Below are 20,456 nucleotides of genomic sequence, written 5' to 3'. Positions count from 1 at the left end.
TCAGCCCTCGCGGCTTCGCACGATCGCTGCCGCGTGCGAGCGGCTGCGCGCGCCGAGCTTGGTCAGCACGTTCGACACGTGCGTCTTCACCGTGGGCACCGAGATGCGCAGCCGTGCCGCGAGCTGCGCATTCGACCAGCCCTGCAGGATGCCGTCGAGCACCTCCCGTTCGCGAACGGTCAGGTCGGCCTGCGCCGCCGCACTCGCTGCCGGTGGCGGCGCCGCCACGTCCTGGACCACTGCGGCGAGCGCGCGACGCGTCACCCGAGGGTCGAGCGCGCCCTCTCCGGCAGCGACGGAGCGCACCGCCTGCACGAGCGCGGGCGCATCGACCGTCTTGAGGAGGAAGCCGACCGCACCCGCGCGGATCGCCCCGAGGACGAGCTCATCCTCATCGAAGCTGGTCAGCACGAGCACGTCGCCGAGTCCTCGTTCGACGATCTCCCGGGTGGCGGAGACGCCGTCCCTGCCGGGCATCCGCAGATCCATGAGCACCACGTCGGGCCGCAGCGCCGCCGCGTTGCGCACAGCGACGTCGCCGTCCGCCGCCTCGCCGACCACGGTGATCCCGTGCGCCTCGAGCATGATCCGCAACCCCGCCCTGATGGCGCCGTGATCGTCTGCGAGCAGCACGGTCGGGGCGCTCATACCCGCACCTCGAGCGGAAGCCGGCCCTCGACCGACCATCCGTCCGGGGCGGGGCCCGCCGTGAAGAATCCGCCCAGCGCTCCCACGCGCTCCCGCAGCATCTGCAGGCCCCAGCCTTCGCCTCCGTGCGCGGCCGCGGCGCTGGCCACACCTCCACGGGACCGAACCCTCACCTGCACCTCGGCGTTCCTCTCCACGATCTCGATGTCGACCTCGGCGCCGCCCGCGTGGCGGATGCAATTCGTGAGGGCTTCCCGCACGATGCGGACCACGGCCTGTTCTGCGGCGGCTCCGAACTCGGGCACGTCCGGGGCGTCGAAGCCGACGACGAGCCCCGCACGCTCGGCATCGCGCACGATGCCGTCGAGATCGGCCCAGCGCGGTGTGGCCACGAGGGCGCCGTCGCCGCGGCGGAGCACCGAGATCATCGACCGCAGGGCTCCATGGGCATCCAGGCCCGCATCGCGCACCGCTTGGAGCGCTTCGCGGTCCTTCGTCTGGTCGGGCGTCGTGGAGAGGGCGGCTTCGGCTCGGATCGCCATCGCCATCACGTGGCCGGCCACCACGTCGTGCAGCTCGCGCGCCATCGCCTCGCGCTCGCGCTGCACGGCCTCGGCGCGGTCGCGCTCGGCGACGGCCGCCGCGTCCTCCGCCCGCTGACGGTGCAGCTCGGCCAGCTCGTGCGCCTGGGAGACGGCGACCGCCCACCAGTAGTCCGTGCCGAAGATCGCGCCGAACTGCACCCCGATGAGGAAGGCGACGGCGAAGGGCATGTCGGTGAAGAGCCAGGCGACGATGAAGAGGATGACCGTCGAGGCACTGAGGAGCATCAGCAGAGCACGACGACGTCGTGGGCCGGCGAGGAACACCGCGGTCCACAGCACGTCGAGCAGCACGAAGAGCGTCCCGATGCCGCCGACCGTGAGGAGGTCGGCGACGAAGAGGATCGTCACGATGCCGAGCACGGTCATCGGCAGGCGTCGCTTGACGAGCGCGAGCGCACAGGCCGGAAGCGCGAAGGCGAGCGCCCACCACGGCGACACCGGCCCGGAAAGAAGCGAGAACGACCCCCAGACCCCACGGAATCCGAGCGCGGCCATCACGACGGCGAGGAGCGCCATCCCGGCGGGGTCCGCCCACCCGCGGTGCCGGCGATACCAGGCGCCGATGCCGCCGTCGACCTGCTCGTGCATGACCTCATGCAACCACGGCAAGGCTGGGGTCGCATCCGTCGAAGGGATGAGGAGCGCACGACGAACGGTACTTTCGCCCGATCCACCGCCGCCCCCGCCCCGGCGACAGTGGAGCCATGGAACTCTTCGGCGGGCTCCCGCTCCCCCTCTCCCTCGCGCTGCTGGCGCTGATCGACGGGCTCAGCGTCGGCACACTCCTCATCCCGGTCTTCCTCCTGCTGCACCCCGGGCGGGTGCGCGCCGGACGCATCCTCCTCTACCTCGTGACGATCGCGGCCTTCTACCTCGCCGTCGGCCTCCTCTTCCTGTGGGGGCTGGTGAACCTCGTCGATGTCGCGTCGGACTTCCTCGCGTCACCGACCGGCCTGGTCGTCCGCCTCCTCGCCGGAGCCGCGCTCCTGATCACCGCGTTCGTGATGCCGACGGGCAACAAGCAACCGAAGGGCGCCTCCGCTGTCCCTGCGAGTCCGGCCGTCGCGCCGGCGCAGGTCTCCCCGTGGACGGGGATGCCCGTGCGCGATGCCCCTGCTCCGGTATCGGCGACTCCGCTCCCGGCGTCGCCCGCTGCGGATCAGGCCGGAACAGCGACCGTCCGACCCGGCCGCATCACACGCTGGCGCGAGCGCCTGCTCGATCCGCGCACCCGCGGCACCGCCGTGATGGCCGTCGCGATCGCCGCCGGGGTGGTGGAGATCGCCACGATGCTCCCGTACATCGTCGCGATGACGATGCTCGCGGATGCCGCCGTCGACACCCCGCTGCGTGTGCTCGCACTCGCGGGCTACTGCGCCCTGATGATCCTGCCGGCGATCGTCCTGCTCGTCCTGCGCATCGTCGCCGCTCCCCTCGTTCAGCGCCCGCTGGAGCGCTTCGCGGCGTGGATGGAGCGCACCGGCGCGGAGAACACCGCCTGGATCATCGGCATCATCGGGTTCCTCATCGCCCGCTCCGCGGCCACCGAACTCGGACTCTTCGACGCACTCGGCGGCTTTCTCGGCAACTGATCGCCACGCAGCCCGACGCGGCGACCAGAAGGACTTCGACGAAGTAGGCTCGACGGGTGCGTCTCGTCATCGCCCGCTGCTCGGTCGACTACACCGGTCGGCTCAATGCCCATCTCCCGCTCGCCACGCGTCTGCTCGTGCACAAGGGAGACGGGAGTCTGCTCGTGCACTCCGACGGCGGCAGCTACAAGCCGCTGAACTGGATGAGCCCGCCGTGCTCGCTGTCGAGCGAGGAACCGGGTGAGGAGGAGGCGAGCGCCGGCGTCGTCGAGGTCTGGCGCGTCACCCACAAGAAGACCGGCGATGCGCTGCGGGTGCAGATCTACGAGATCATCCACGACACCTCCCACGAGCTGGGCCTCGATCCGGGACTCCAGAAGGACGGCGTCGAGGCCGACCTGCAGCGGCTGCTCGCCGAGCAGGTGGAGCGCATCTCCGAGGGCGCGACCCTCGTGCGCCGCGAGTATCCGACGGCCATCGGCCCGGTCGACCTGCTGGTGCGCGATGCCGACGGCGCCGCGATCGCGGTGGAGATCAAGCGCCGCGGCGACATCGACGGCGTCGAGCAGCTGACCCGCTACCTCGAGCTTCTCGGCCGCGACCCGCACCTCTCCCCCGTACAGGGCGTTTTCGCGGCACAGGAGATCAAGCCCCAGGCCCGAGTGCTCGCCGAGGACCGCGGCATCCGCTGCCTGGTGCTCGACTACGACGACATGAAGGGCATCGAGTCGGGCATCCCCCGCCTGTTCTGAGCCTCTGCCGTCTGACCCCCGCACGGATCAGCGAGCCGCCATCAGCCGCGGCGTCGGTCCCTCCAGCCGCGCGACCGCGATCTTCACCTCGGTCATCTCGAGCTCGACAAGACGCAGCCGCTGATCGACCCGGTCGAACCGTTCATCGATCCGCTCGAACCGTTCATCGACCCGTTCGAAGCGGCGGTCGATGCGATCGAACCGCAGTTCGAGCTTCACATCCTGCGCTTCGAAGCGTGCGTCCATCCGAGTGATCATCCAGCCGAACCCGCTGACGATCGCGACCAGAGTCGCCGCTGCTGTCGCCAGCATCGTGATGACTTCCACCGACACGTACATTCCCCCATTCTGACCTGCAAATCCGCTCTTGTCACGACCTTATATGAGGACCTTTCGCTCTCACATAAGGTGTGAACAAGCTTTTTCGGAGCACAGCTGTGCAGGAGGAATGGCCCTCGCTGCCGGGCCCATAGGCTGGAGGCATGCCCCACTCCCCCTATTCCTGCGTGCTGTGGGACGTCGACGGCACGATCATCGATGCGTCCGTCGGCATCCTCCGCCGGCTGAACGTCGCCCTCACTCATTTCGGCCGGCCGGCGCCGACGCGTGAGGAACTGGTGCACTGGATCGGGCCGCCCATGTTCCAGTCGTTCCAGGACCAGGCGGGCATGACCCCCGAGGAGTCCCGCGAGGCGGTCACCTTCTATCGCACGCTCGGCAAGGCCGACGGCTACACCACCGATGTGGCCACATACCCCGGTGTCACCGACCTCATCCACGAACTGGCGGCGGCGGGCATCCCGCAGGCGACGGCCAGCTCGAAGCCGGAGCACCAGGTCGACGCACTCGTTGACCACTTCGGCCTCCGCCCGTCGTTCCTGACGACCGTCGGCGCCACACCCGATGAGGCGACGCTCGCCTCGAAGACCGACATCGTCGCCGAGGCGCTGCGCCGGCTCCGCGAGCTCGGTGCCGACACGTCACGACCGGTGCTCATCGGCGACCGTCACCACGACGTGGAGGGCGGCAAGGCCAACGGCGTCCCCGTGATCTTCGTCGGGTGGGGATTCAGCGACGCACACGAGGGCGACGAGGCCGAGTTCCGTGTGACGAGCGTGGCCGAGCTGCGCGCTCTCCTTATCGACTGACGCCGGCACCGGCGACCCGCGCGCATCCGGCGGTTGCCGTGCCGGCACATCGGAGCGACCCATCAGAAGCACAGAACTCCCCGCCGGATGACGCCATCATGGCGCTCCGGTCGGGGAGTACGTGTTCCCGGCCCGTCTCAGACGGGGCGGATGTTCTCTGCCTGCAGGCCCTTCGGACCCTGTGCCACATCGAACTCGACTCGCTGGTTCTCTTCGAGAGACCGGTAGCCGGATGACTGGATGGCGGAGTAGTGCGCGAAGACGTCAGCGCCTCCGTCGTCGGGGGAGATGAAGCCGAAGCCCTTCTCCGAGTTGAACCACTTGACCGTGCCCTGGGTGCTCATGTACTGCCTGTTCTGCTGATGAAGAAGCCGACGCAGGGGTGCCCCGACATCGCTAACGCTAGTGGAGGAGCCCCCGAGCGGAATAGCCGCTGCAAGAAGGTAATCCAAATGTTGCACGAGCGGCACACGGCCGTCATCCGGCGGATTCCCGGGGCGCGCGAACGCACGACGCCCAGAAAATGGTGTGGCCCTCACCGCGGGGGGAGCGATGAGGGCCGAAGACGACCGGAGGGTGCGTCAAGAACAGCCTAACTCCTTTTCGGAGCGCTTGTCCCCCTTTTGGGGGACAAATCCGAAAATCAGTGCGCGGAGGGCGATAGCGACCCCCTCGAGCGGTCCATTGGGGACTGAACCACTCGAGGGGGCCCAATCGCATGCACGGATCGTCTTGCCCCTGGGGTGGGCCGTTCGTCTCCTGGGGAGAGACGAAGACGATCAATCCCCGTGTGCATGCACCTTCACCATAGGGGAGGACGCACCGTCTCGTCACGGACCCCGTCCTGGTGAGATCGACCGAGGTCGGCCGCTGCTCTCCCGGCGTCGAGCCGACGCGGAGGTAGCCTGATGCGGTGACGCTGCTCAACAAGGACATGACGCTCTGCATCTCGCTGTCGGCGCGGCCGAGCAACAACGGGACGCGCTTCCACAACCACCTCTACGAGGCGCTCGGACTCAACTGGATCTACAAGGCCTTCGCTCCGACCGACCTCGCCCAGGCCATCGCCGGCGTGCGCGGACTCGGCATCCGCGGCTGCGCGATCTCCATGCCGTACAAAGAAGACGTGATCGCGCTGGTCGACCGGATGGACCCCTCGGCGACCGCGATCGATTCGGTCAACACGATCGTGAACGATGCGGGCGTGCTCACGGCGTACAACACCGACTACTCCGCGATCGCGCAGCTGATCGCGCGCAACGAGCTGGATCCTGCTGCCTCCGTGTTGCTGCGGGGCTCGGGCGGCATGGCCAAGGCGACCGCAGCCGCCTTCCGCGACGCCGGCTTCGCGGATGTCACCATCGTCGCCCGGAACGAATCGAACGGGCGCGCGCTGTCCGACCTGTATGGATTCCGCTGGCGAGCGGACGCGTCCGATTCGACGGCGGACATCCTCGTCAACGTCACCCCGATCGGCATGGCCGGCGGTTCGGAGGAGCACGCCCTGTCGTTCTCGGAGGCGGCGATCGCTGCGGCATCCGTCGTCTTCGACGTCGTCGCGCTGCCCGCGGAGACACCCCTGATCATCGCGGGTCGCGCCGCCGGCAAGACCCTGATCACCGGTGCCGAAGTCGCGACCCTGCAGGCGCTCGAGCAGTTCGTGCTCTACACCGGAATCCGTCCGAGCGCGGCGCAGGTGCAGGCGGCCGAGGAGTTCATGCGCGCCGGAACCGCGTGATCGGGAGCCCGATACATCGGTACCCTTGGCGCATGAGCGCGCCTCGCACCGCACGAAGGACCACCATCCGCCGCATACCTGCCGCCCTGGCCACGGCGGCGATCGTCGCACTGGTGCTGGCAGCCTGCACGGGTGGGGGAGAAGAGCCCACCCCCGACGGCAGCCAGGGCTTTCCCGACGACGGCTGCACGCACATCACCGTGGCGACCTCGTCGGAGAAGGTCAACATGCTCGACGAGCTGGCGACCGCGTTCAAAGACTCTCCGGAGCACGAGAAGCTCGACACCTGCGCCACCGTGCGGCCGACGAACGTCTCGTCCGGCAACGCCGCCCGCTACCTGACATCCGGCGAGGACTGGCCGAGCGACGACCGCGCACTGTGGCCCACCCTGTGGTCGCCCGCCTCCACCGTCTGGACCGACCGCGTCGCGGCGGCCGCCTCGCAGAACCTCGTCGGCACACCCGCATCCTTCACGCGGACCCCTGTCGTGTTCGGTATGCCCGAGCCGATGGCCAAGGCGCTCGGGTGGCCGGACAAGCCGATCAGCATCACCGACCTCGAAGGCCTGTGCCAGGACCCCGACGGCTGGGGGAGCGTGGGCAAGGACATCTGGGGCGCCTTCAAGATCTCGAAGACGAACCCGAACACCTCGACCACCGGGCTGTCGACCATCCTGATGCAGTCGTACGAGGCGTCGGGCAAGGCGGAGGGGCTGACCTCGGCCGATGTGGATGCCGCGGCCGACTTCTCCCGCGTGTTCGAGGAGTGCGTGATCCACTACGGCGACACCACGGGCAACGTGCTGTCGACCCTGTACGACGAGACGCAGAACGGCGCCAACGGCTCGGCCTACGTCTCGGCGGTCGCGCTCGAGGAGACCTCGCTGCTCAACTACAACAAGGGCAACCCCGACTCGCACACCGTGCAGCCGGGAGAGACCCTGGTCCCGCCGAAGACCAAGCTGGTCGCGGTGTACCCCGCGGGCGGTTCGATGTGGTCGGACAACCCCGTCACCGTTCTCGGCGCCGACTGGGTGACGCCCGAGCAGCGCACGGCAGGTGAGGCGTTCGCGGCGTTCCTGCAGACCGAGGCCGCGCAGACGATCCTTCCCGAGTACGGTTTCCGTCCGCTCGACGAGTCGGTCCCCCTGGGCGACCTGTTCACGGCGAACTTCGGCGTCGACCCCGCACAGCCCGCGGTGACGCTGCCGAAGCCGGAGGTCGATGTGATCTCCACCGCGATCGACCAGTGGACGCAGGTTCGCAAGCCCTCCTCGGTGCTGGAGCTCATCGACATCTCCGGCTCGATGGACGAGCCGATCGGCGACGGCCGCTCCCGGCTCGACGGGGCGATCCAGGGCGCCCAGACGACGCTCGACCATTTCCGTTCCACCGACGAGGTCGGCGTCTGGGCGTTCACCACCGGCGTCTCCTCCGACGAGGGCGAGAACATCGAGGTGCTCCGTGGGGTCACCCCGCTGGGCGCCGACGGCGAGAAGCTCGACTCCTCCCTCGACGACCTCCGCTACGCCGAGCGCAACGGCACACCGCTGTACGACGCGGTGCTCACGGCGTACGAGGCCATGAGCGAGCGCGCCGAGCCCGGACGGATCAACGCGATCGTGGTGCTGTCGGACGGCGAGGACACCGACTCGACGACATCCCTCGACTCGCTGATCGCGAAGATCGGCAAGAGCACGAAGGAGGGCGGAACCGATGCCCCTGTGCGGATCTTCCCCATCGCGTACAGCTCGGCCGCCGACACCTCGGTGCTGCAGCGGATCGCCGATGCCACCGGCGGCCAGATGTTCGACGCGTCGGACGCCGAGCGCATCGACCTCGTCTTCGCCTCCGTGATCAACAACTTCTGAGGTGGGAATGATCAGCTCCACGGCATCCGACCCGAGCGGGGTCACCGACGCGATCGCCGCCCTGCAGTCCGGCGACGTCTACGTCGCCCCCGGCGTGCAGGGGCAGTCGGCGATGACCGATGCCCTGTCGGCCGCCGTGCCGGGGGACGGGACGATCGCCGTCGTGGTGCTGCCGGAGGATGCCGACCTGGGCACCGTCTACCCGCTGGAACTGCTCGACCGGCTCAGCGAGCGAGTGCCGCAGACGACCGTCGTGCTCGCCGTGGGCGACGACCTGCAGGCGGGCTCCACCGTGATCGACAGCAACGACGTGCTGCGGATCGCCAACGAGAACGAGGCAGCGGCCGGTGGTAACACCCAGACCGCTCTCGTCGAGACCGTGCAGCAGATCGTCCAGGAGAATCCGTCCTCCCCGGGCCTGGAAGCCGGGGGAGGGACCGACTGGCTGCTGCCCGTCGTGATCGGCGGAGCCGTCCTGCTCGCAGCCGGCGGCACGGCGATCGGACTGCTCGCCCGTCGCCGTCGTACGCCGAAGACCGCGGCGGATCCGGTTCCTCCCGGCATCCGCCTGCGGGTGGACCGGCTGCGCGAGCTGCGGGTCGATTATGCGAACCTCCCGGGCAACCCTGTGGCCGCGGAGACGGCCGCGGGTATCGAGGCGCTCGCCTCCCACGTCGAGCAGCTGTTCGTACGACTCGACGCCAAGGCGGAGACCGACCAGGTCGCGCTGGCCGAGGCGGAGTACTCCGACAAGCTCGCCCGCCTCGTCGCCGCGCTGGAACGCGACTATCTGCTCGACCTGCTCACGCGGCCCGACCTGTGGGATGCACCGGAGGAGCGCGTCGCCGAGGTGCGCGAGGCACTGGCGGCCGTCACGACGCAGATCATCGACAACATCAAGCAGGTCAACGCCCGAAAGGGCCTGCTGTTCCAGGTGTCGCTCGACTCGCTCATCGGCCGCTCGGAGCTGCGCGACTGGGAGCGGCAGTTCAAGAAGAACTCGGGGGAGTGACCTCGCCCGACGCCCTGCCGTCGCCTCCCGCTCGGCCCTCGGCGAGGTAGGCGAGCCGGTGCAGCGTCTCGGCGTTGCGCCAGCGCAGCATCGGCGTCGTGAGGAAGCGGGGGATGAGTGCCGCCGGCCCCTTCACGGGCTCCTCGTCGATGCGCACCTGACAGCCCGATGCCGTCGTGCGCGCGCGCAGAGTGACCTTGGCCTCGCCCATCGGCCAGCCCCGGGCGATGAGCACCATCCGGTGCGGCGGCTCCCACTCCCGCACCTCGGTCCTGTCGTCGAGCAGCGCCGGCCACACGCCGAAGGAGTGGTGCAGCTGCGCGCCGACCGCCGGCCAGGAGGCATCGACGTCGCGCATCCGCGAGGCACCGACCACCCATCCGGGATACAGCCAGCCGTTCGCGAGCACCCGGAACACGTCATCCGTGGTGCAGGCCAGGTCACGAGTGTTCGTCGCCATGGTTCCTCCATCCGTGTTCATCGTGCCCGCCAGGGCTCGGCTGCAGAACCCGCTTGACACGGGGCCGATGAGGCGAATAGCACAATCGACTCGTGAACGCGCCCCCCTGGAGCGATCCCGCAGACCCTGTCACGGTCGAGACATGTTCCAGAGAATGACCTCACGCGTGGGCCGCGCCGTCGAAGCGGTCATCCACGACGACTCCCCGTCACTGCTCACCCGCGGCTACGACTTCGGCGAGCGCATCTGGCGTCGCGCCCGACCGGGATCGCGTTCCGCACCGATGCGCCTGCTCGGCCACGAAGCGGTGCTGGTGCGCGGCGCCGAGGGCGTCGACCTGTTCTACGACGAGAGTCGCATCGCCCGGGCGGGTGCCATGCCCGGCATCGTGCGCGAGACGCTGTTCGGGCACGGCTCGGTCCACAGCCTCGACGGGGCGGAGCACCGCCACCGCAAGGCGACCTTCGTCGAGGCCGCCTACGAGGACGCGCAGGCCGAGCGCCTGATCCCGTGGTTGGAACGGGAGTGGCGGTCCGAGCGCGACGACTGGCTCGAGGGCGGCACCCGCAGCGCCTATGACGCCGCGGTGGGCGCCTTGGGGCGGGCGATCATGGGCTGGGCCGGGCTTCCCGGGACCCCGGCAGCGAAGACCCGCTGGGCCGCACGGCTCGCGCAGATCGTGGACGGCTTCGGCGCGCCGTACTCTCCCGCCTACCTCGCCGCCGTGGCGAATCGGCTGTGGTCGGATCGGCAAGCCATGCGCCTCATCGAGGCCGTGCGCGACGGATCCCTCCATGCCCAGGAAGGCACGGCGCTCGCACTGTGGGCGTCGCACCGCGGCCCTGACGGTGAACTCCTCACGGCCCGCCTCGCCGGCGTCGAGCTGCAGAACAGCATCCGTCCCATGATCGCGGCCGCGAGATTCGTCGCGTTCGCGGCCGAGGAGCTGCATGATCGGCCGGAGTGGAGGGCCCGCATCGCCGCGGAAGCCGAGGAGCGCGATGCACTGGTCGGCGGAGAGCTCGCGACCATGTTCGCGCAGGAGGTGCGACGCACCGGACTGTTCGTCCCGATGCTGCCGGGGCGAGCGACCACCGACATCGAGATCGGTGACGTGCAGGTTCCCGCCGGCGGACGCGTGGTGCTCGACATCCTCGGCACGAATACCGACGAGCAGTCCTGGGCGCATGCGCACCGCTTCGCGCCGGAGCGGTTCACCGACGTCACGGACTACGAGGCGGTGCGGACGTTCATCCCGCAGGGAGGGGCGGAGGTCGCGACCGGGCATCGCTGCCCGGGCGAGAAGCTCGTCATCGCCGGGCTCTCGGGGGCGATCGCCGTGCTGAGCGATCCGCGGTTGCGGATCCTCGACGGCGGACTCGAGGTGAATCGGCGTCGCCTTCCGACCATGCCGTCGTCCGGCGGGCGAGTGCGAGCCGCGGGGGCGGCGAGGGGCTGCCCGTTCCATTGAACCCCTGCATGCCGAGCTGTCAACCCGGTTCAGGTGGCGCCGTCGAGCGACGAGCGTGGTCCGACACGCATCGACGAACGGAGACATCATGAAAGCACTGACCTGGCAGGGCAAGCGCACGGTGACGGTCGAGGAAGTGCCCGATCCCGTCATCCAGGAGCCGGAGGATGCCATCATCCGCATCACGTCCTCCGCGATCTGCGGCTCCGATCTGCACCTGTATGAACTGCTCGGACCCTTCATCGACCGCGGCGACATCCTCGGACACGAGCCGATGGGAGTCGTCGTCGAGGTCGGTGCGGGAGTCACGAAGCTCGCGGTCGGCGACCGTGTGGTGATCCCGTTCAACATCGCATGCGGCGAGTGCTTCCTCTGCCGACGCGGATTCCAGTCGCAGTGCGAGACGACGCAGGTACGGGAGTACGGAAGCGGCGCGGCACTGTTCGGCTACACCAAGCTCTACGGCCAGGTGCCCGGCGGACAGGCCGAGTATCTGCGGGTGCCGCTCGCCGACTACAACCACATCCCCGTCGCGCCCGATCTGCCCGACGAGCGTTACCTCTTCCTCAGCGACATCCTTCCGACCGCCTGGCAGGGCGTCGAGTACGCGCAGGTGCCCGAGGGCGGGACGCTCGCGGTGATGGGCCTCGGCCCCGTCGGGCAGTTCGTCGCCCGCGTCGGACGCCACCGCGGCTACCGGGTGCTGGCGGTCGACCCGGTGCCCGAGCGGCGGACGATGGCCGAGCGCCACGGGATCGAGACGTTCGACCTGACCGACAGCATCGTCGACGAGCTACGGGACCTCACGGAGGGGCGCGGCGCCGACTCGGTCGTGGATGCCGTGGGGCTCGAGGCGCACGGCAGCACGGGAGTCGACTTCCTCCAGAAAGCCGTCGGTCTGCTGCCGGACCCCGCCGCGCGCCAGGTGCTCGACAAGGCCGGAGTCGATCGGCTCGCCGCCGTCTACGCCTCGATCGATGTGGTGCGCCGCGGCGGCACGGTATCGCTCAGCGGCGTGTACGCGGGAGACGCCGACATCATGCCGATGAAGACCCTCTTCGACAAGCAGATCACCCTGCGGATGGGGCAGTGCAACGTGAAGAACTGGGTCGACGAGCTCGTTCCCCTCGTGGAGGACCCCGCCGACCCGCTGGGAGTCATGGATCTGACCACCCATCACGCGCCGCTCGACGATGCACCCGACCTCTACCGCACGTTCCAGAAGAAGGAGGACGGCTGCATCAAGGTCGTGCTGCACCCGTCCACCGTGTGAAAGACGCCGGGGACCTCAGGCTCGACTGCCGGGGTCCCCGTCGTCGCGGTTCGCCTCGTCCACGTCGGCCCGGCGCGTACCGATACCGGGTTCGTCGTTGTGGGTCGACTCATCGGGGACGGATGAGCGCGAATCCGGATCGACGCGCACGGCCTCGGCGGAACCGGAGTCGGCGCCGGCGCCACCCGCCGGCACCTTTCCAGCGGACCCCGCGTCCTCGCCCGTGCGTTCGGCGAGATGCTCGGCGATCCGTGCATCCGCATCGGCGTCGGCCGGGGACTGCACGTTCTCGGGCCGCAGCCCTTGGTCCTCGATGCCGCTCATCGTGTGCTCCTTTCCTCGGGACACCAGAGTCGATCGGATGCCGGCGCACCGCAGGCCCGTTGACACCACCGCCCGGCCGGAGTACCCCTCCGCGGCATGAGCAACCCAGGTTGACAGGGCGGGGTCGAGCAACGTAGGTTGACAGCATGGAATCGCTGGATGTCGCACAGATCGCTGCGGACATGACCGACCCGCGTGCAGGGCTGCGGGCAGTCGCATCGCTCCGCACGCTCGCCGACACGCTCGAGCTGCGCCAGGTCGAGGCCGCGTTGCGCTCCGGAATGAGCTGGCAGACGATCGCGGATGCCCTGGGCGTGACGAGACAGGCCGTGCACAAGAAGCACGCCAAGCGGATCGACCCGAGCATCATCGTGCCGCGGAGGAACTCATGAGCAGATTCACCCGAGCGGCCGCGACGATGCACACGCTGTCGCTGGCAGCCATGGAGGAGGCATCCCGGTTCGGCGTCCGCGACGCGGACATCGACCATCTCCTTCTCGCCTTGACCCTCGATCCCGACGTCGGCGGACAGGTCCTCCGAGGCTTGGGTGTCAGCCTGACGGCGGCGCGCGCGGCGGTGGGTTCCCAGCACGCCGAGCAGCTCGACCTCGTCGGGATCTCGTCCGGCGGAAACGAGGGCGCTCGCATCGTCTTCCACGAGACGTCCGGCTACGAGTGGACCGACCGTGCGATCGCCGTCCTGAAGGACGCGTCGAGGGGAGATCGTCGCGGTGACTCCGCCGCTGTGCTGCGCGCGCTCGTCGACGAGCGCAGTGGGCTGATCGAGGCGATCCTGCGTCGCCTCGACGTGGATCCGGACGTGCTGAGGACGAGACTGGAAGACGCGCAACGCGTCGATGTCACCGTTCCGACACCGAACGGTGAGGGCAGCCTGTCGGGCACCCGGTCCGTCTTCGTCCCCGCGTCGATCGAAGACGTCTGGGCGCTGTTGTCCTCGCCGGCCCGGATCCCCGAATGGGATCAGGGGATCGCCTCCATCGCGGAGTCGGGCGACGATGCGGCCGAATGGGAAGCCCGCACGGCGTCGGCCTCGGCGGACGGACGGCCGATCCGGGTCGCAGAAGAGTTCCGTCGCCAGCTCGTGCGGCTCGTGCACTGCGACGAGCCGACCGACATCCGATGGCGTTTCCTCCACCCGGACGCCCCGCGGTCGAATGCGCGGTCGGTCGGGTTCGCGCTCGAACATGCCGCGGGCGGAATACAGCTCAGGACGACCCTCACCTGGGAGACCGAGCACCGCCGCGGAGGCCTGGTGCGCAGCAGCGTCCGCAGGCTGCTGACGCCGCTCCACCGCTTCGTGCTCTTCATCCAGCTCACGCAGCTCGAAAGCGGCATCACCCGCGTCTTCCGCTGACGCCCGAACGCCGGCGGCGCATCACCCGCATCGGGGACGATGCGCCGCCGGCCGGGCCGGAATCCCGTCAGCCCTTCGCGCCCTTGCGGGGCTTGATGAACTCGGCTGGTGCGTTCTTCTCCCGCTTCGCAGCTCGCTTCTCCTTGAGCGAGAGCTGCGGCGCCTTCTTGCTGTCGCGACCCTGGATGGACTTTCCGGACATGGTTACTCGCTTCCCCTTCGGTGGCTGGCGTAACCTCCGACCATAGCCAGCGCCCAGCGGAAGTCAAATTTCCTCCTGATCGGGAAATTTTTGCTAAGCTTGTGGAGTCAGAAAGTGCGTTGACACAACGCTGCGACCGGGACGACCCGCTCGTGGTCATCAGTCGGGGACGGCCCCACCTCGAAGGAGTCCGGCGATGTCACGCACGGAGCTTAAGCAGTTGATCGGCGTCACGGATATCGTCCGAGTCGCCCTGGGATGGGGCGCTTTCGCGGCTCTCCTCCTCCTCCACCCGGTGCTGGCGCCGCCTGTGCCGGGACCGGTCCTCGTGATCGCTCTCCTCGGGATCATCGCCGTGATCCTCGTCTGCGCATTCGGCGTGGTGAAGCAGGCCGAGGCCCTCGCACATCGACTCGGCGACCCCTACGGATCCCTGGTCCTGACGCTCTCGATCGTGCTGATCGAGGTCATCCTGATCTCGGCCGTCATGCTCGGACCGGGCGAGCATGCGACCATCGCCCGCGACTCGGTCATGGCCGTCGCGATGATCATCCTGAACCTCGTGATCGGTCTGGCACTCCTCCTCGGCGGGCTCCGCCACCGCGGCATGGCCCACAACCGCACCGGCACCTCGGCCTACCTGTCGATGCTGGTGGTGCTGGTCGCCCTCGCGTTCGGACTCCCTGCCCTGATCGGCGCGGACGGTTCGTACACGACGGGGCAGGAGATCCCCATCATCGTGCTCACCCTCGTGCTCTACGCGTTCTTCCTCTACCGGCAGATGGGCGCACAGGCGAGCGACTTCACCGAGGTCGATCCCCGGCTGCTGCAGAGCGCCGAGCGTCAGGAGAAGGCGGAAAACGCCGGCGGGATCCGGCAGGTGCTGGCCGAGCATCGCACGGAGGTCCTCGTGCGCCTCGGGCTCCTGGTGGTCACCGTCATCCCGATCGTGCTCCTGTCGCACGACATGGCGGCGCTGCTCGACGACGGTCTGGGCCGGCTCGGCGCTCCGGTCGCCCTCGCCGGCGTGCTCATCGCCGGCATCGTGTTCCTGCCGGAGTCGATCACCGCGGTGCGCGCCGCTCTCGGCGGTGAGGCCCAGCGCGTCAACAATCTGTGCCACGGAGCACTGGTGTCGACGGTGGGCCTCACCATCCCCGCGGTTCTCATCATCGGGATGCTCACCGGTCAGACGGTCGTCCTGGCGGAGTCTCCGGCGAACCTGCTCATGCTCGGGGTCACGCTGCTGCTCTCCGTCACGACGTTCGCGGCGAAGCGGGTGACCGCGATGCACGGCGCCGCGCACCTGGTGACGTTCGCGGTCTACGTGATCGTCCTCTTCAGCTGAGGCGTGCGGCGGGGCATGCTCAGGCGATGTCCCGCCGCAGCGGCACCGCCAGGGCGACCAGAGCGCCCACGGCCGTGTATCCGAGCAGGATGAGCGCGCCGAGCATCGGCGACACCAGCGGGGCGGCGGCGAGCGGCGTCTGTTCGGAGATCGCATCGGTCAGGAACGTGAAGCGCGTGAGCGACGCCGTCGCGCCGCCGGGCAGGTACGAGTAGAGGGCGTTGACTCCGGGGACGATCATGATCACGTTCTCGAGGAAGTAGAAGTACCCGAGCACGATGCCGATGGCGACGATCTGGTTGCGTGCGAGCGCACCGATCGCCACCCCCAGCAGCACGTACACCGCCGAGGCGACCGCCAGCTTGCCGAGAGACAGGAGCAGGTCATCGACGCCGATCGCGAGAGGGACACCGCGCACAGCCGCGGCCGACACGAGGACGAGCCCCGTCGTGAGCGAGGACAGCACCCCGTAGACGAGGCCGACCAGCGCGAACACCACGAGCTTCGCGCCCAGCACCCGCCCGCGGCGCGGAACGGCCAAGAAGGTCGTCCCGATGGTGCGATGCCGATACTCGCCGGTCACGGCCACCGTGCCGATCAGCGCCGGGATGAACAGGGTGACGGTGGAGAGGCCGAGGATCAGGCCCGCACCCTCGGCGGTGTCGATGCCCGGCATGGGCGGGTTGGCGTTCTCCGGCCCGACGATCGCGAGCACCCCGGAGAGGAAGGCGGCGACCACGACGGCCGTGACCGCTGTCCACAGCAGCAACCGGGTCGAGGTGACGCGGATCAGCTCTCCGCGCAGCACGCTCACGCCGCCACCTCCTGGGTGATCTGCAGGAAGGCCGCCTCGAGCGACTCGCGCCCGGAGATCGTCTCGGCGAGCGTCCCGGACCAGCGGACGCGGCCCCGGTCGAGCACCACGACGTCGTCGACCGTGTGCTCGAGCTCGTTCAGCACGTGCGAGGACAGCAGAACCGTCCCCCCGGCGTCGGCGAAGTCGCGGAGGAAGGAGCGGAGCCAGGCGATCCCCGCGGGGTCGAGTCCGTTGAGCGGCTCATCGAGCACGAGGATCTCGGGCTCTCCGAGGAGGGCGGTCGCCAGCCCGAGGCGCTGGCGCATCCCGGTCGAGAACGTCCCGATGCGTCGGTCGGCGTACTCGAGAGCGCCGACTTCGGCGAGAGCCTGCTCGACACGCGTCTTCGGCAGCCGACTGAGAGCGGCGTACGTGCGCAGGTGCGCGCGGGCGGTCATCCTCGGGTTCGCGCCGGCGATGTCGATCAGCGCACCCACCGTGCGCGCGGGCGCGTGCAGCGCTCGGTAGGGGACGCCGTCGATGAGCGCGGACCCGGCATCGGGGCGGGCCAGTCCGAGCAGCACCCGCAGTGTCGTCGACTTGCCCGCGCCGTTCGCACCGAGAAGACCCGTGATGCGACCTTTCTCGGCGGCGAAGTCGGCGTCGCACACCGCCTCGACCGTGCCGTAGCGCTTGGTCACACCCGTGACCTCGATGGCTGCCATATCTGATCCCTCCCCGTAAACTGACTACAGAACGAGAACATTATCACAGTGATAATAATGGAGGCGTCCCGTGACCCCAGAGACTTCGATCGCCGACGTCATCCTGCACCCCGTGCGCATCCGCATCGTCCAGCAGCTCGGCGGACGCGACCTGACGACCGCCGAGCTCCGCGACGCGATCCCCGACGTGTCGCAGCCCACGCTCTACCGGCATGTCGCCGCCCTCATCGACGCCGGCGTCCTCGCCGTGGCGAAAGAGCGGAAAGTGCGGGGCACGACCGAGCGCACGCTCACCCTCGGCGACCGTATGGCGCACGTGCCGGAGGCCGAGCTGCAGGCGATGAGCGACCTGCAGCTCCGTTCCGCATTCCTCACGTTTCTCGGCGATCTCGCCGGCCGATTCGACCGCTTCGCCGACCAAGAGGCTCCAGGCGCGCGTGGCTTCCTCGGCTTCGGCTCCGTCCCGCTCTATGTCGACGAGGCCGCGCTGGAGCAACTGCAAGCCGGACTGGCCACGCTGATCGCCCCCTACACGACAGAGCAGGGCGAGGGGCGGCGCCGGGTCGGCCTCAGCATGATCGTCATTCCTGAGGACTGACCCCCCGACCGACCAGACCGCCCCGTCGCCGGCGGATCAGGACAGCTCCCGCCAGGAGGAGGAGCGCTCCGAGCGCGGCGTACAACGACGCGGAGGACCCGTCCAGCCCGGTCGCCGGCATCGCGCCGCCGTCACCGCCGCCGCCATCCGGAGTCGGATCCGGAGGCAGCACCGCGTACACGTTCGTGATCGCGGCGACCTGAGAGGTCGGCGGTTCGGCTCCCTCGCTCGCGGGCGTGGTGATCGTCACGCTGATCACACCGTCATTCGGGAGCACCAGGGAGGGTCGCCCGCCACTCCCGGATGCGCGGCATCAACAGTTGCCTCACGCAACTGAGCTGATATTGTCGAACTATGGCGATCGACAGAGAGATCGAGAGCATCCGCGACTCGCTCGTGCGGGTGGTGGCTGAATGGAGTCGCAACGACCTGCAGGCTTCGGTCGCCGCGGAGCTCGACGCCCCTCTGGATGCCACCGAGGTCCGCGCGCTGTACACGGTCGGTGCGGGCGGGGGCTCCCTCGGATTCAGTGAGCTCGCCGAACGAGCGTCTCTGTCACGCCCGACCGCTTCGAAGCTCGTCTCCCGCATGTCCGCCCAGGGGCTCTTCGATCGAATCCGTTCCGGACGCACGGTCGTGGTCCGGCTGACGGATGACGGCATCGAATCATATGCGCGACTCGTGGCCGCTGGGCAGCAGATGGTGGGCGAGGCCCTCGCGGGCTGGGCTCCGCACGAGATCGCGGACTTCCAGACCAGGCTCAGTCGTTTCGTCGTCGCACTGCCGGGAGCGTCTCGAGCGACGGTCTCCCCCGTTCCACCCGACACCATCCCCTCAACTCAGGAGGAAACATGACACGCACCTACGTCATCACGGGCGCCGCATCCGGCATCGGCGCCGCCACTGCTCAGCTGCTCCGCGCGCAGGGACACACCGTCATCGGCGTGGACCTCGCCGGCGTCGAGGTCTCCGGCGACCTGTCGACCCCCGACGGCCGCCGGGCGGCGGCGGAAGCGGCCATCACGGCCGCCGGCGGCATGATCGACGCGGTGATCGCGTGTGCCGGCATCGCCGCGCCGATCTCGAAGACGATGGCCATCAACTACTTCGGCGTGACCGAGTTCCTGGAAGCGCTTCAGCCGACGTTGAGCCTGGCGGACCAGCCGCGCGCCGCCGTGGTCTCGTCGATGGCCTCGCTGCAGCCGGTATCGGCCGAACTCGTCGACGCCGCGCTGAGCGGCGACGAGACGCTGGCGCTGTCGATCGGCGACCAGCTCGCGACCACCCCGGAGGCCGGATTCCTGAACTACTCGTCGAGCAAGCGCGCACTGTCACGCTGGGTCCGCCGCGAATCCGTGACACCGGCATGGGCCGGCGCCGGGATTCCGCTGAACGCCGTCGCCCCCGGCACCGTCACCACGCCGATGACGGCAGGGCTGCTCGGGAACCCGGAGGGTCTGGCGCAGGTCGACGCCGCGGTGCCGATGCCGCTCAACTACCACCAGCCGGCGTCGTCCATCGCCGAACTGCTGGTGTGGCTGACGAGCCCGGCCAACACCCACATGGCCGGCCAGACCATCTATTGCGACGGGGGCGCCGACGCAGTGCTCCGCGGCGACGACATCTGGTCGTGGAACGACGACCCTCGCCGCTGACACGCAGGGGATGACCGGGCCCGATCCGCAGCGGATCGGGCCCTTTCGCATTTCATCGCCTCCGTTATTTTGAATGACTCAAAATAACGTGATACGGTCGGAGGGAACCGGACGGCCAGATCGTCCTTCCCGCGTCGACATCCGACAGTCTTCGGGAAGGCCCCTGGCCGCAGGACCGCGCGCCGTCCACCGGGGCACCTCGCCCCAGGGCTATTCGGCGTGCCCGCGCACGAGACCGAGTGCACCCGCATTCGACAGCGTCCGGTGAGACGAGAGGAACCACTGATGGAGGAGACCCGAACCGGCTGGAAGCCGAACCCGGTGTTCAGTTCGATGCCGCACTCGATGGGCCGCGGCTCACGCGAAGACATCGTGTGGGAGGCGCTCGAACGCGTGAACGGCAAGCCGACGCCCACGATGGGCGCGATGCAGGCCGCCATGGGGAACGAGTCGCAGATCCGCATCGTCCAGGACACGATCCGCGCCTATCTCGACGCGCACGGCCTCCGCGATCTCGCCGAGCTGGGCGCCCGTGCCGGGGGTGCCGCGTGAAGGCCCGGCCGGCGCAGGCGGACCTGACCCTGCGCATCCGCCCGACGGACCTGTGCCGCACGCCGCCGAAGAGCCCGCGTTCCGATCAGTTCATCGCCCATCTCGGCTCGACCGGCCTCGGCAGCGTCTCCTACATCGTCGGGCGACGTGATCCCGAGGCGCCCCGATGGATCGTCCTCGACTACGCCACCGGCGGTCACGAGCGAGTGTGGCGCCGAACGCGAGCGCACGGAGACGGCGTGCTGTCCTACACCCTCGTCGAGGACGACTCCTCGAGCGGGTACCTCACCGTCGCCTGACGAACGGGCCGC

General features: G+C 69.2%; 26 protein-coding genes. 16 read left to right on the top strand and 10 right to left on the bottom strand.

The window, feature by feature from the left end; translation table 11 throughout:
* Together GZ67_RS0119340 and GZ67_RS0119335 are read right to left on the bottom strand one after the other, a co-directional pair.
* The gene (locus tag GZ67_RS0119340; RefSeq protein WP_029264134.1) at positions 1 to 648 is read right to left on the bottom strand and encodes a response regulator; all 648 of its coding nucleotides are present in this window, start codon (positions 646 to 648) and stop codon (positions 1 to 3) included.
* Entirely contained in the window at positions 645 to 1,841 is a 1,197-nt protein-coding gene (locus GZ67_RS0119335; protein WP_029264135.1) for a sensor histidine kinase, read from the bottom strand. The genes GZ67_RS0119340 and GZ67_RS0119335 overlap by 4 nt, the downstream gene beginning before the upstream one ends.
* Before the next feature lie 116 nt (positions 1,842 to 1,957).
* On the opposite strand from GZ67_RS0119335, the gene GZ67_RS0119330 reads away from it, so the two are divergent.
* Both GZ67_RS0119330 and nucS read left to right on the top strand, forming a co-directional pair.
* Positions 1,958 to 2,845: a GAP family protein gene (locus tag GZ67_RS0119330; RefSeq protein WP_029264136.1), complete on the top strand. Its 888-nt coding sequence runs from the start codon at positions 1,958 to 1,960 to the stop codon at positions 2,843 to 2,845.
* 56 nt (positions 2,846 to 2,901) lie between these two features.
* Positions 2,902 to 3,597, top strand: a complete 696-nt coding sequence (gene nucS / locus GZ67_RS0119325) for an endonuclease NucS (RefSeq protein WP_029264137.1) — start codon at positions 2,902 to 2,904, stop codon at positions 3,595 to 3,597.
* Positions 3,598 to 3,624: 27 nt separating this feature from the next.
* Here nucS and GZ67_RS0119320 read toward each other — a convergent pair whose 3' ends face one another.
* Complete coding sequence (locus GZ67_RS0119320) at positions 3,625 to 3,936, bottom strand: hypothetical protein (RefSeq protein ID WP_029264138.1); 312 nt, start codon at positions 3,934 to 3,936, stop codon at positions 3,625 to 3,627.
* A 143-nt stretch (positions 3,937 to 4,079) separates the two neighbouring features.
* Here GZ67_RS0119320 and GZ67_RS0119315 point away from each other — a divergent pair, with 143 nt between their 5' ends.
* A complete protein-coding gene (locus GZ67_RS0119315) occupies positions 4,080 to 4,745 on the top strand; it encodes an HAD hydrolase-like protein (protein ID WP_029264139.1) in 666 nt (221 codons plus the stop codon).
* A 137-nt stretch (positions 4,746 to 4,882) separates the two neighbouring features.
* On the opposite strand, the gene GZ67_RS0119310 is transcribed toward GZ67_RS0119315, so the two are convergent.
* Entirely contained in the window at positions 4,883 to 5,089 is a 207-nt protein-coding gene (locus GZ67_RS0119310) for a cold-shock protein (protein WP_017203899.1), read from the bottom strand.
* 569 nt (positions 5,090 to 5,658) lie between these two features.
* On the opposite strand from GZ67_RS0119310, the gene GZ67_RS0119305 reads away from it, so the two are divergent.
* Genes GZ67_RS0119305 through GZ67_RS0119295 form a run of 3 tightly spaced genes read left to right on the top strand, consistent with a single transcriptional unit; the run spans position 5,659 to position 9,366 of the window.
* Positions 5,659 to 6,483, top strand: coding sequence for a shikimate 5-dehydrogenase (locus GZ67_RS0119305; RefSeq protein ID WP_269319700.1), 825 nt, complete (start codon positions 5,659 to 5,661; stop codon positions 6,481 to 6,483).
* Positions 6,484 to 6,515: 32 nt separating this feature from the next.
* The gene (locus GZ67_RS0119300; RefSeq protein ID WP_029264141.1) at positions 6,516 to 8,354 is read left to right on the top strand and encodes a substrate-binding and vWA domain-containing protein; all 1,839 of its coding nucleotides are present in this window, start codon (positions 6,516 to 6,518) and stop codon (positions 8,352 to 8,354) included.
* A gap of 7 nt (positions 8,355 to 8,361) precedes the next feature.
* Positions 8,362 to 9,366, top strand: a complete 1,005-nt coding sequence (locus tag GZ67_RS0119295) for a hypothetical protein (RefSeq protein WP_029264142.1) — start codon at positions 8,362 to 8,364, stop codon at positions 9,364 to 9,366.
* Here the strand turns inward: GZ67_RS0119295 and GZ67_RS0119290 are convergent.
* Entirely contained in the window at positions 9,344 to 9,826 is a 483-nt protein-coding gene (locus GZ67_RS0119290; protein ID WP_029264143.1) for an SRPBCC family protein, read from the bottom strand. The genes GZ67_RS0119295 and GZ67_RS0119290 overlap by 23 nt on opposite strands.
* 154 nt (positions 9,827 to 9,980) lie before the next feature.
* Here GZ67_RS0119290 and GZ67_RS0119285 point away from each other — a divergent pair, with 154 nt between their 5' ends.
* Both GZ67_RS0119285 and GZ67_RS0119280 read left to right on the top strand, forming a co-directional pair.
* Positions 9,981 to 11,297 (top strand): cytochrome P450, encoded by a 1,317-nt coding sequence (locus GZ67_RS0119285; RefSeq protein WP_036304435.1) that lies wholly within the window; start codon positions 9,981 to 9,983, stop codon positions 11,295 to 11,297.
* 88 nt (positions 11,298 to 11,385) lie between these two features.
* Positions 11,386 to 12,570 (top strand): alcohol dehydrogenase catalytic domain-containing protein, encoded by a 1,185-nt coding sequence (locus GZ67_RS0119280; RefSeq protein WP_029264145.1) that lies wholly within the window; start codon positions 11,386 to 11,388, stop codon positions 12,568 to 12,570.
* Between the two features lie 15 nt (positions 12,571 to 12,585).
* On the opposite strand, the gene GZ67_RS0119275 is transcribed toward GZ67_RS0119280, so the two are convergent.
* A complete protein-coding gene (locus tag GZ67_RS0119275) occupies positions 12,586 to 12,894 on the bottom strand; it encodes a hypothetical protein (RefSeq protein WP_029264146.1) in 309 nt (102 codons plus the stop codon).
* A gap of 146 nt (positions 12,895 to 13,040) precedes the next feature.
* Between GZ67_RS0119275 and GZ67_RS0119270 the strand changes: the two genes are divergently transcribed.
* Together GZ67_RS0119270 and GZ67_RS0119265 are read left to right on the top strand one after the other, a co-directional pair.
* Complete coding sequence (locus tag GZ67_RS0119270; protein WP_029264147.1) at positions 13,041 to 13,286, top strand: hypothetical protein; 246 nt, start codon at positions 13,041 to 13,043, stop codon at positions 13,284 to 13,286.
* Complete coding sequence (locus GZ67_RS0119265) at positions 13,283 to 14,269, top strand: SRPBCC family protein (RefSeq protein ID WP_029264148.1); 987 nt, start codon at positions 13,283 to 13,285, stop codon at positions 14,267 to 14,269. Before GZ67_RS0119270 ends, GZ67_RS0119265 begins: the two co-directional genes overlap by 4 nt.
* A gap of 67 nt (positions 14,270 to 14,336) precedes the next feature.
* On the opposite strand, the gene GZ67_RS21180 is transcribed toward GZ67_RS0119265, so the two are convergent.
* Positions 14,337 to 14,471 carry a hypothetical protein gene (locus GZ67_RS21180; RefSeq protein ID WP_017829963.1) on the bottom strand — a complete coding sequence of 45 codons (135 nt, stop codon included), beginning with the start codon at positions 14,469 to 14,471 and terminating at the stop codon, positions 14,337 to 14,339.
* 196 nt (positions 14,472 to 14,667) lie between these two features.
* On the opposite strand from GZ67_RS21180, the gene GZ67_RS0119255 reads away from it, so the two are divergent.
* Complete coding sequence (locus GZ67_RS0119255) at positions 14,668 to 15,819, top strand: calcium:proton antiporter (RefSeq protein WP_029264149.1); 1,152 nt, start codon at positions 14,668 to 14,670, stop codon at positions 15,817 to 15,819.
* A gap of 19 nt (positions 15,820 to 15,838) precedes the next feature.
* Here the strand turns inward: GZ67_RS0119255 and GZ67_RS0119250 are convergent, their stop codons facing one another.
* Positions 15,839 to 16,633, bottom strand: a complete 795-nt coding sequence (locus tag GZ67_RS0119250; RefSeq protein ID WP_029264150.1) for an ABC transporter permease — start codon at positions 16,631 to 16,633, stop codon at positions 15,839 to 15,841.
* Positions 16,630 to 17,340: an ABC transporter ATP-binding protein gene (locus GZ67_RS0119245; RefSeq protein WP_029264151.1), complete on the bottom strand. Its 711-nt coding sequence runs from the start codon at positions 17,338 to 17,340 to the stop codon at positions 16,630 to 16,632. Before GZ67_RS0119245 ends, GZ67_RS0119250 begins: the two co-directional genes overlap by 4 nt.
* A gap of 70 nt (positions 17,341 to 17,410) precedes the next feature.
* On the opposite strand from GZ67_RS0119245, the gene GZ67_RS0119240 reads away from it, so the two are divergent.
* Entirely contained in the window at positions 17,411 to 17,938 is a 528-nt protein-coding gene (locus GZ67_RS0119240; RefSeq protein WP_029264152.1) for a helix-turn-helix domain-containing protein, read from the top strand.
* On the opposite strand, the gene GZ67_RS0119235 is transcribed toward GZ67_RS0119240, so the two are convergent.
* Positions 17,922 to 18,215, bottom strand: a complete 294-nt coding sequence (locus GZ67_RS0119235; RefSeq protein ID WP_029264153.1) for an LPXTG cell wall anchor domain-containing protein — start codon at positions 18,213 to 18,215, stop codon at positions 17,922 to 17,924. The two genes, GZ67_RS0119240 and GZ67_RS0119235, sit on opposite strands and share 17 nt — an antisense overlap.
* Before the next feature lie 77 nt (positions 18,216 to 18,292).
* Here GZ67_RS0119235 and GZ67_RS0119230 point away from each other — a divergent pair, with 77 nt between their 5' ends.
* The 4 genes from GZ67_RS0119230 (at position 18,293) to GZ67_RS0119215 (ending at position 20,444) form a co-directional block, all read left to right on the top strand.
* Positions 18,293 to 18,793, top strand: coding sequence for a MarR family winged helix-turn-helix transcriptional regulator (locus GZ67_RS0119230; RefSeq protein WP_029264154.1), 501 nt, complete (start codon positions 18,293 to 18,295; stop codon positions 18,791 to 18,793).
* Positions 18,790 to 19,593, top strand: a complete 804-nt coding sequence (locus GZ67_RS0119225; RefSeq protein WP_029264155.1) for an SDR family oxidoreductase — start codon at positions 18,790 to 18,792, stop codon at positions 19,591 to 19,593. The genes GZ67_RS0119230 and GZ67_RS0119225 overlap by 4 nt, the downstream gene beginning before the upstream one ends.
* A gap of 285 nt (positions 19,594 to 19,878) precedes the next feature.
* Positions 19,879 to 20,145 (top strand): hypothetical protein, encoded by a 267-nt coding sequence (locus tag GZ67_RS0119220; protein WP_029264156.1) that lies wholly within the window; start codon positions 19,879 to 19,881, stop codon positions 20,143 to 20,145.
* Entirely contained in the window at positions 20,142 to 20,444 is a 303-nt protein-coding gene (locus GZ67_RS0119215) for a hypothetical protein (protein ID WP_029264157.1), read from the top strand. Before GZ67_RS0119220 ends, GZ67_RS0119215 begins: the two co-directional genes overlap by 4 nt.
* Positions 20,445 to 20,456: the final 12 nt, after the last annotated feature.

Source organism: Microbacterium sp. Cr-K20 (genome assembly GCF_000708325.1).
GTDB lineage: Bacteria > Actinomycetota > Actinomycetes > Actinomycetales > Microbacteriaceae > Microbacterium.
This window is presented reverse-complemented; position numbering and strand designations above follow the sequence as displayed.